The organism is Hungatella sp. (assembly GCF_046966825.1).
The window spans coordinates 26,511-35,467 of sequence record NZ_JBKVCZ010000009.1; the positions used below are offsets into that span (position 1 = coordinate 26,511).

Annotated in this window: 7 protein-coding genes and 1 pseudogene; all 8 read left to right on the forward strand. The window is 44.1% G+C overall.

Annotated elements, in window-relative coordinates; all coding sequences use genetic code 11:
* Window positions 1-4: 4 nt before the first annotated feature.
* Window positions 5-913: a carbohydrate ABC transporter permease gene (locus ACLTD4_RS04625; protein ID WP_181988741.1), complete on the forward strand. Its 909-nt coding sequence runs from the start codon at window positions 5-7 to the stop codon at window positions 911-913.
* Between the two features lie 9 nt (window positions 914-922).
* Complete coding sequence (locus ACLTD4_RS04630; RefSeq protein WP_117624405.1) at window positions 923-1,747, forward strand: carbohydrate ABC transporter permease; 825 nt, start codon at window positions 923-925, stop codon at window positions 1,745-1,747.
* A 15-nt stretch (window positions 1,748-1,762) separates the two neighbouring features.
* Window positions 1,763-2,803, forward strand: coding sequence for a family 43 glycosylhydrolase (locus tag ACLTD4_RS04635; protein ID WP_243008452.1), 1,041 nt, complete (start codon window positions 1,763-1,765; stop codon window positions 2,801-2,803).
* Window positions 2,804-2,833: 30 nt separating this feature from the next.
* Window positions 2,834-4,561 (forward strand): sensor histidine kinase, encoded by a 1,728-nt coding sequence (locus ACLTD4_RS04640; protein WP_117624406.1) that lies wholly within the window; start codon window positions 2,834-2,836, stop codon window positions 4,559-4,561.
* Entirely contained in the window at window positions 4,548-5,150 is a 603-nt protein-coding gene (locus ACLTD4_RS04645; RefSeq protein ID WP_412331172.1) for a response regulator, read from the forward strand. The genes ACLTD4_RS04640 and ACLTD4_RS04645 overlap by 14 nt, the downstream gene beginning before the upstream one ends.
* Before the next feature lie 134 nt (window positions 5,151-5,284).
* Window positions 5,285-6,643, forward strand: a complete 1,359-nt coding sequence (locus tag ACLTD4_RS04650; protein WP_195521993.1) for a transposase — start codon at window positions 5,285-5,287, stop codon at window positions 6,641-6,643.
* Between the two features lie 15 nt (window positions 6,644-6,658).
* Window positions 6,659-6,895, forward strand: a pseudogene (locus tag ACLTD4_RS04655) (helix-turn-helix transcriptional regulator); the annotation flags it as partial.
* Window positions 6,888-8,831, forward strand: coding sequence for a glycoside hydrolase family 127 protein (locus tag ACLTD4_RS04660; RefSeq protein WP_117624408.1), 1,944 nt, complete (start codon window positions 6,888-6,890; stop codon window positions 8,829-8,831). The pseudogene ACLTD4_RS04655 and the gene ACLTD4_RS04660, both read left to right, overlap by 8 nt.
* The last annotated feature ends 126 nt before the right edge of the window (window positions 8,832-8,957 follow it).

An 8,957-nucleotide genomic window follows, 5' to 3' on the forward strand; every position in this document is an offset into this window, starting at 1 on the left:
TACTATGGTTCAGAAGAACAGTAACAGAAGTAGGGCAAAAAGGGGGAAATGGATTTTTTCCATCAGTTTTCATCTCCCGTCGTTTATCCTGTACACGGTCTTCTTAATACTGCCTATGTTTGCATCACTCTACTTTTCTGTTTTGAAATGGGATGGAATAACAACTGCAAAATTCGTAGGCGTGAAAAATTTTGTGGATTTGTTTACCAACGACCGGTATTTTATAAAAGTAATCTTAAATACGGTAAAAAGCATGGCAGCCGGCGTCTGCATCCAGCTTCCCCTGGCTCTCGTACTGGCCTATCTTGTCTACCGTACGACGCGCGGCTTTCATTTTTTTCAGTCCGTCTATTTTGTACCGGTTGTCATATCCGCTACCGTAATCGGTCTCATGTTTTCTCTGTTTTTTAATCCCTCCTTCGGACCTGTCAATGCATTTTTTGAGGCTGTAGGGTTAAAAGGATGGATTAAGAACTGGCTGACAGATCCGGGAGTTGTTCTGTTTTCTGTTATTATGCCTGGAATATGGCAGTATATCGGATATCATTTTATTATTTTACTGGCTGGTATGCAGTCAATACCAAGAGAAATTATCGAGAGCGCTTACATAGACGGAGCGAATTCCACAGATATATTTTTTCATATTGTTATTCCTAATATCAAAGGGATGATACAGGTATGCCTGGTCATTTGCCTGACCGGGGCGATTAAGACCTTCGATATTCCGTATCTGATGACTCAGGGCGGGCCGGGAGCGGAAAGTACATTTCTATCTATCTATATGTATAAAGAGGCTTTTGTGGATTCCTCCATCGGAAGAGGTACTGCGGTAGCCGTCTGCATGCTGGTGCTGGCACTTGCGGTCACGTTTTTGGTAAACGGTGTTTTTGCATTTTTAAATAGAAAGGATTAGGGCGGTTTTATGAAAAAAAGATGGAAGCCTCTTTCGGTTCTGCGATATGCAGTGCTTATATTTATGGCGGTCCTGACGCTGTATCCGTTATTTTGGATTGGGATATGTTCTTTGAAGTCGAGTGAGGAAATCTACGGTTCCCCTTTTGGACTGCCGAAAAATCCGGAATGGGAAAATTATGCCGAGAGCTGGCAGGCGGCGGACATACCGGTTCATTTACTGAACAGTATTCTTTATGCGGTTGCTGCTGTCGCAGTCGTTATGATCTTAAGTGCCATGAGTGCTTATATTATTGCGAAGGTCTGGAAAAACAGAGGCTTATATAATTACTATTCTCTGGGAATCATGATACCGATTAATGCAATTATTATTCCCTTTATCTTAATCTTTCGGAGCGTGAGGATTTTAAATACCAGAGCAGGCATTATTCTGGCTTTTATTGTTACAAACCTGGCTTTCAGCATATTTATACTGGTTCCTTTTATGGAAGGGTTGCCCGACGAGCTGGAGGATGCCGCCAGAATCGATGGCTGCAACCGGCTGCAGACTTTTGTCAAAATTATGCTGCCGCTTTCCAAAGCCGGTTTGGCTACGGTCGGAACGTTTGTTTTAATAAACTGTTGGAATGATCTGTTTTTAAGCCTCCTGATCGTTTCAAAACAGAATTTAATCACATTAAATCAGGTGTGTTATAACATGCGGTCACAGTATGCCGCTGACTATGGGCTGATAACGGCTACGGTTATGATCATGGTGATTCCGGTCATCATCTGCTATGCTCTGTTTCAAAAACAGATTGTTAAGGGTATGACAGCGGGGTCCTTAAAGGGTTAAAATGAGGCGTGTGTGATGAGAGAGGAGAATATTATGCAGCAGTATGATGAAGAACTGGCAAAACAGGGATATTTTGTAACAAAATATGAGGATCGGTTTTTCTGGGACACGCCGGAAAATCTGGCGCTGTATTCCTATGGAACGAAAGACGGATGGAAAAAATACGGGAATAATCCGGTTTTAGGCGGAGAATATGGGACTTGCTTTGATCTGTCTGTTTTGAGAGAAGATGGAATATTTAAAATGTGGTTTTCCTGGCGGCCCCATGAATGTATCGCATACAGCGAGAGTAAGGATGGGCTGTCCTGGACGCCTCCTATAGAGGTGCTGCGGCCGAATCCGGAATCAGAGTGGGATGCGGATGAATTAAACCGTCCGAGTGTGATAAAGAAGGATGGCGTCTATGAGATGTGGTATTCCGGACAGATGAAACCATATACCAATGAAGGTCGTTCCTGCATCGGATATGCGGTAAGCCGGGATGGCATCCACTGGGACCGCTTTACTTCTCCGGTTATGGTTCCGGACCAGCCATGGGAGCAGAACTCCATTATGTGTCCTCACGTTATTTATGAGGAGGAGAGCAGGCTTTATAAGATGTGGTACAGCGGAGGCGGTAATCATGAGCCGGATGCAATCGGATACGCGGAAAGCCAGGATGGGAGACTGTGGAAAAAGGCGGAAATAAATCCAGTCATGCAAAAAAGTGAAGAGCCGTGGGAGAGGGAGAAAACGGCGGCCTGCCATGTCCTCAAATGGAAGGATTATTATTATATGTTCTACATAGGCTTTATCCACGTGGATCGTGCCGCAATCGGACTGGCCAGATCGAAGGATGGAATTACGTGCTGGGAAAGATATCCAAAAAATCCTCTCATAGCTCCCGATACAGGCGGTTTTGATGAAAAAGCAGTGTATAAGCCGTACGTGATGAGAGTAGGAAAGGGATGGATGATGTGGTATAATGGTGCAAAGTATTTGCCTGAGGGGGAAAGTCTCGTGATAGAACAAATTGGGGCAGCTTTCTTAGACCGGGATGAGCTTTGGGAACTTTAAAATCAGTATTTTTTGGAAGGGGGCCATACTGTGCAGAAAACAATAAAATCCGATATGATCCGGTTAAATCTCATCATGATTTTACTGGTAACGGTCTGCATAAGCGGCCTTCATCTGTATCAGATTTACCATTATACCATCCGGCAGAATCAGGAAGAGATTATGACCATGTCGGAGCAGGCCAGAAACAGTTTAAACTATATGTTGAATCAGCTGGATGTGCTTCAGTACCAGATTGTAGACAGTCTGACACAGTCAGCGGAATACGATAGAAACAGCCGTGGCTGGACCCGGGAGAGTATTGAATTTTTAAAAAATACGGAAAACCAGTTTCAGACATTCCGGCGCGCAGTTCCATTTGTTACGAATATTTACTGGCTGGATAACTATGGAAAGCTGTATACTACGGATTCGTATATCAATCGTGATCTGTTTAGAGAAAACCGGACGCTGTGCCAGTTAGAGAGTGAGAGGAAGGATGACTGTTACGCGTCCCCGTTCATCCCGGAATACCAGATGGATGGGGATATCGTTTCCGTATTTTCATATTTGAAAAACGTTTACCGGATTAACAGGGGGAGAGAGAAGAGGGGAGTTCTCCAGATCGATATGAGAACTTCTTATCTGGAAGAACTGCTTGGGCTGATTAATGGTAATCCATATTGCCTGGCTTATATCACGGCCCAGGACGGCTCATTATTCTGGTTTCCGGATCAGTCATATAAGGAGAAGGGGCAGGATCATGATCTGGTCTATCCGTTAAACAATGGCTGGCAGCTTCGGGTCCGATACAGCAATGCATTTGCGCGGAAAAGCCTGAAGGATAACTTAATGTCATCGATCATTCTCCTGTTTATCATGATACCCTTGTCCATTCTCAGTGTCTATAAGTATTCCGGTTACTTAACAGGCCCTTTGCAGAAGCTGACTAAGAGGATGAAGAGACTGGAGACAGGTGAATTGATTGAGATTCATACGATCAGTAAATTTGAAGAAATACGCATTCTGGAACAGGGATATAACTCAATGATTGCAAAAATGGATGACATGATGACGAAAATGACGGAAATCAGAACAGAGAATATTAATGCAAAGCTTTTGGCCTTACAGGCACAGATTAATCCTCATTTTCTTGCTAATTCCTTTGAACTGATCAGAAGCCTTGCAATTCAGAAGCACAGCAGTGATATCGAGAATATTGCAGAGGCGCTGGCTATGATGTACCGGTACATACTAAATGAAAACCAGGAAAAAGTAACCTTTGAGGAGGAGCTGGCTTACGTAAAAAATTATATCAGGATTCAGGAATACCGCTTTGAACGTTCTGTGGAAGTGCTTTACCGGGTGGCTCCGGAGGCGTTGTCCTGTAAGATGTCGCGTCTTCTGATCCAGCCTCTCGTTGAAAATGCATTCATACATGGTCTGGAATTGAGAGACGGGGTACGGTGGATTATGATAACCGGTACGGTGGAGGAAGACAGGCTATATGTGGAAGTAAAGGATAACGGAATTGGAATTGCTCCGGAAAGGCTCCGGATGCTTACGGATGATATCTGCGAATACGCCAGGGCAGACGGCGCATCCATGAAAAAAACGGGGGAAAACAGAGACAGCATCGGCTTAAAAAATGTAAATAAGCGGCTTTATCTGGGATATGGGGAAGAAAGCTGTCTAAAAATCACGAGTGTTCCGGAGCAGGGGACAAGTGTCTCTTTTCGTATTTGCGCAGATAAGGAGGAGGCTAATGGGGGAATTTAAGGTAATAATCGCAGACGATGAAGAAAATGTCCGCTACCTGTTAATTGATTTGATCAAATCGTTTCATCTGGGAATTGAAATTGCCGGCCAGGCCGGTGGAGGAGAAGAGGCGATGAAGCTGTGCCAAAGCTTAAAACCGGATCTCCTGATTTCAGACATACGGATGCCGGGACTCGACGGAATTCATCTGTTAGAGGAATTAAATCAGATCAATCCTGGTATTATCTGCATTTTTGTCAGCGCCTATACCGATTTTGAATATGCAAAGGCTGCTATTGAAAATGGAGCGAGGGGGTATATTTTAAAGCCGGTGCAGCCGGAAGAAATGTATCAGCTTCTTAAAAGTGTGAAGGCGGAGTGGCTTCAGAAACAGAAACACCGTCAGAAGATGAAACGCATGGAGACGGAGATTCGCAAACTGAAGGCCGAGTTTGTTGCTGCTGAGATGCCGGTGGATGAAAGCGGATACAGCCGGGTGATACGAAAGGCACTGAATTATATTGAAGATCATTACCATGAAGATATTTCACTGGAATCCATCAGCGAAGTTGTGTTCCTTAATAAAAATTACTCAACTTTCCCAGCTTGAAAACCGCTGCTAAAGCAGCGTATTCAAGCCAAACAACGATTTATTTATGATTATTGACATAAAATATGCGCCAATCTTTGGTATAATAAGAGTGCGAACCGTCACCATACCAAACAAGAAAGGCGCATACTCTTATGATAAACTATAATGACCATTTTGACCATACCGAAAATCAATTTTTTACTGCAATAAAAGAACTTAAGCTTGGCATGCTTCTCCGTCAATCAAATATAACCAAATCCTGTGGCATTCCAGCACTTAAGGTGTTTGAGTTTCTCCTCCTGCTCGTGTTTCAGGGGAAGAACTTGTTCCAATTCCTTAACTCTAAGCGGAGAGAACAGGCCGTTTCTAAAAATACTTATTATCGCTTTTTGAATGATACTTCCTATAATTGGAGGAAATTTCTGGTTTTACTGGCGGCCAGAGTGATATCTGCCTTTACTCAGTTAACCAGACCAGAGCGCATTCGCGTCTTTGTTTTGGATGATTCCGTTATTAAGCGCAATCGCAGTAAACAAGTGGAACTTCTTGCCAGAGTTTATGATCATGTGGAGCATAAATTTCAAAAAGGATTCACGCTTCTGACGCTTGGCTGGTCCGACGGCTATAGTTTTCTCCCGGTTGGTTTCAACATGCTTTCTTCTGCCAAGAAGAAAAACCGTTATCAGGAGATATCTGACTCAATCGATCGCCGTACCAATGGCTATAAAAACCGAAATGAAAGTCTGATGGCAAAGCCACAAGCTGCTGTTTTGCTGTTGAAACGTGCACTTAACGCAGGAATTCATGCGGATTATGTTCTGATGGATTCCTGGTTTACTACTGAACCCATGCTCAAAGAGCTCCAGGGCATTGGTCTTGATGCGATTGGAATGGTAAAACAGCTAAAACAGCGATATCTTTATCAGGGGAAATCCTATACTCTGCCACAGCTGCGTAAGTTTATGCGGCATGAAAATGCAGTCAATATCTTTGGCTCTGTTCTGGTTCATACCCGGGATGGAATTCCAGTAAAAATCGTGTTCATTCGTAATCGGAACAAGAAAAGTGAATGCCTGTATCTGTTAAGCACCGATTGTAGTTTGAACGAAAGTGAAATTGTACGGATTTATGGAAATCGATGGTCGATCGAATGCTTTTTTAAAGCTACAAAATCCTTGTTGAAACTGGGAACAGAATTCCAAAGCCGCAGTTACGACGCGATAGTGAGTCATACAACCATTGTATTCACCAGATATATTCTACTGGAATGGATACGCAGGAATCAAAATGACCAAAAAACCTATGGTGAATTATTCTACCTGCTCTGTGAAGATATACAGGATATGGATTTAACCACCTCCCTGACGAGCCTCATGGCTCTATTTGTGGAGCAATTAAGCAATCTGTCTATTGGAATCACAGCGATTATAAAAAGTAAAGTAAACGATTGGATGCAATCCCAAGCCACATATATTCAGGCTTTATTTGGAAATCTGTGCTGGGAAAGTTGAGAAAATTACTTTTCTGAACTGTTTAAAAAAGAGGTTGGAAAATCTTTTGTCCAGTATCTTACAGAGTACCGTTTGGAGAAGGCAAAGCTGCTGCTCTCGATTGGCGGTTTTAAGGGAAGTGAGGTTGCTGACATGACAGGATTTCAAAATAACAGTTATTTCATTTCTGTATTTAAAAAATATGAAGGTTGTACACCAAGAGAATACAGCGATACATTAGAACGTGAACGGAGGGAGAAAGGCAATGCGTGATACGAGTATAAAATCAGTGTTCTGGAGACGGTATCTGGATCTGGTCAAGGACTGTCTGATTCCATATCAGTGGGGAGTTTTAACGGATCAGATCGTCTGTGCCGAGCCCAGCCATGCTGTGAGAAATTTTAAAATTGCAGCGGGTGCTGCTGATGGAGAATTTTCCGGTTTTGTTTTTCAGGACAGCGATTTATATAAATGGCTGGAGGCCGTCGGGAATGTCCTGCAATATCAGAAGGATCTGGATTTGGAGAGTAAGGCGGATGAAATTATCGGTTATATCGAGAAGGCACAGCAGCCGGATGGGTATCTGAATACATATTTTCAATTAAAAGAACCGGAAAAAAAGTGGACAAATCTGTTGGAATGTCACGAATTGTACTGCGCAGGCCATTTGATGGAAGCGGCTGTCGCTTACGCGAAAGGTACGGGAAAGACTGCGCTGCTTCAGACCGCGTGCAGACTGGCAGACTGCATTGATCGGGTCTTTGGCCGGGAAGAGGGAAAAAAACACGGCTATCCGGGTCATCAGGAGATTGAACTGGGGCTTATCAGGCTGTATGAGTGGACAGAGGAACCGCGATATTTAAAGCTGGCCTCGTACTTTTTAGATGAGAGGGGACGGAATTCCTATTTTGAAGAGGAGTTCGAAGAGAGGGGACGGATCAGCCATTGGACCGGAGGTCCGGTAGAAGAGCCGAACCGGTATTATAATCAGTATCCCTATTCCTGTTACAATCAATTTCATGCCCCGGTTCGCAGTCAGAAGGAAGCGGTAGGCCATGCGGTAAGGGCCGTATATATGTACACGGCTATGGCAAAGGCGGCAGTTTTATGTAACGACGAGGAACTGTTTGGTGCCTGCAGAGAGCTCTGGAACAATATTGTGGAAAAGCAGATGTATATCAACGGGAGCATCGGGGCGACGCCTTCCGGGGAAGCCTTTACCAGGGCTTACGATCTGCCGAATGATACAAATTACAGCGAAACGTGTGCATCAGTAGGGCTGATCCGCTTTTCCATGGAAATGCTTAGGGCGGAACCGGATTCCCGCTATGCTGATGTGATAGAGAGAGCACTTTATAATACGGTTCTGGCAGGTATGTCTTTAGATGGCAGGCATTTTTTCTACGTAAATCCTATGGAAGCGGTACCGGAAATCTGTGATGCCAGCCCGGAGCGAAATCATATTAAGACCGTGAGGCAGGAATGGTATTCCTGCGCCTGCTGTCCGCCTAATATTGCCAGGACGGTTACGGATGTACAAAACCTCATTTATTCGGTATCCGGCAGGCGGATTTATATTCACCAGTATATCGGAAGTGAATTGGAGACGGAACTGGAAACAGGACGTGTAAACCTGACACTTGAGTCTGACTTTCCATGGAAAGGAAACGTAAAAATCCAATTCCGTGAGGCCGAAGATCTCTGTGCAGAGCTGGGTTTCAGAATACCGGCCTGGAGCGCTGGCTGTACCCTGACGATCAATGGGGAGAGAAAGAGCTTAAAGGATTTTGTGACGGAAAAGGGGTATCTCATCGTGAAGCATGTATGGAAAAAGGGGGATATTCTGGAATTGGAGATGGGGATGGAACCCCGCTTTATGCAGGCAGACGAAAGGATATACTATAATGCAGGGAAAGCGGCCATTGTCAGAGGTCCACTTGTATACTGTCTGGAAGAGATTGATAATGGGCCGCATCTGCATGAATATAGGGCGGACGTAGAACGAAGTTTACAGGAAAAATGGGAGGAGGATCTTGGGGGATATTATTCACTGTCGTTTTCGGCGGTGAGATACTGTGGCCGAGTCCAGAAAGAGCTGTATGAGACAGCGGAGGTTCATAAAGAATATACTCAGCTCAAAGCGGTCCCTTATTTTCTGTGGAATAATCGGAGGCAGGGGGAGATGATTACATGGATAAATATTATGTGACAACAGAGTTCTGAATGCCAGGTCTCTGCTTAATATACGAAAACGTGCTTGCCTTAGTCTTTGTGTTTTCTTATAATCCCATCTTTGACAGTTGATTAAGAAGAAACCGCTGCAACCCCCAGGTTT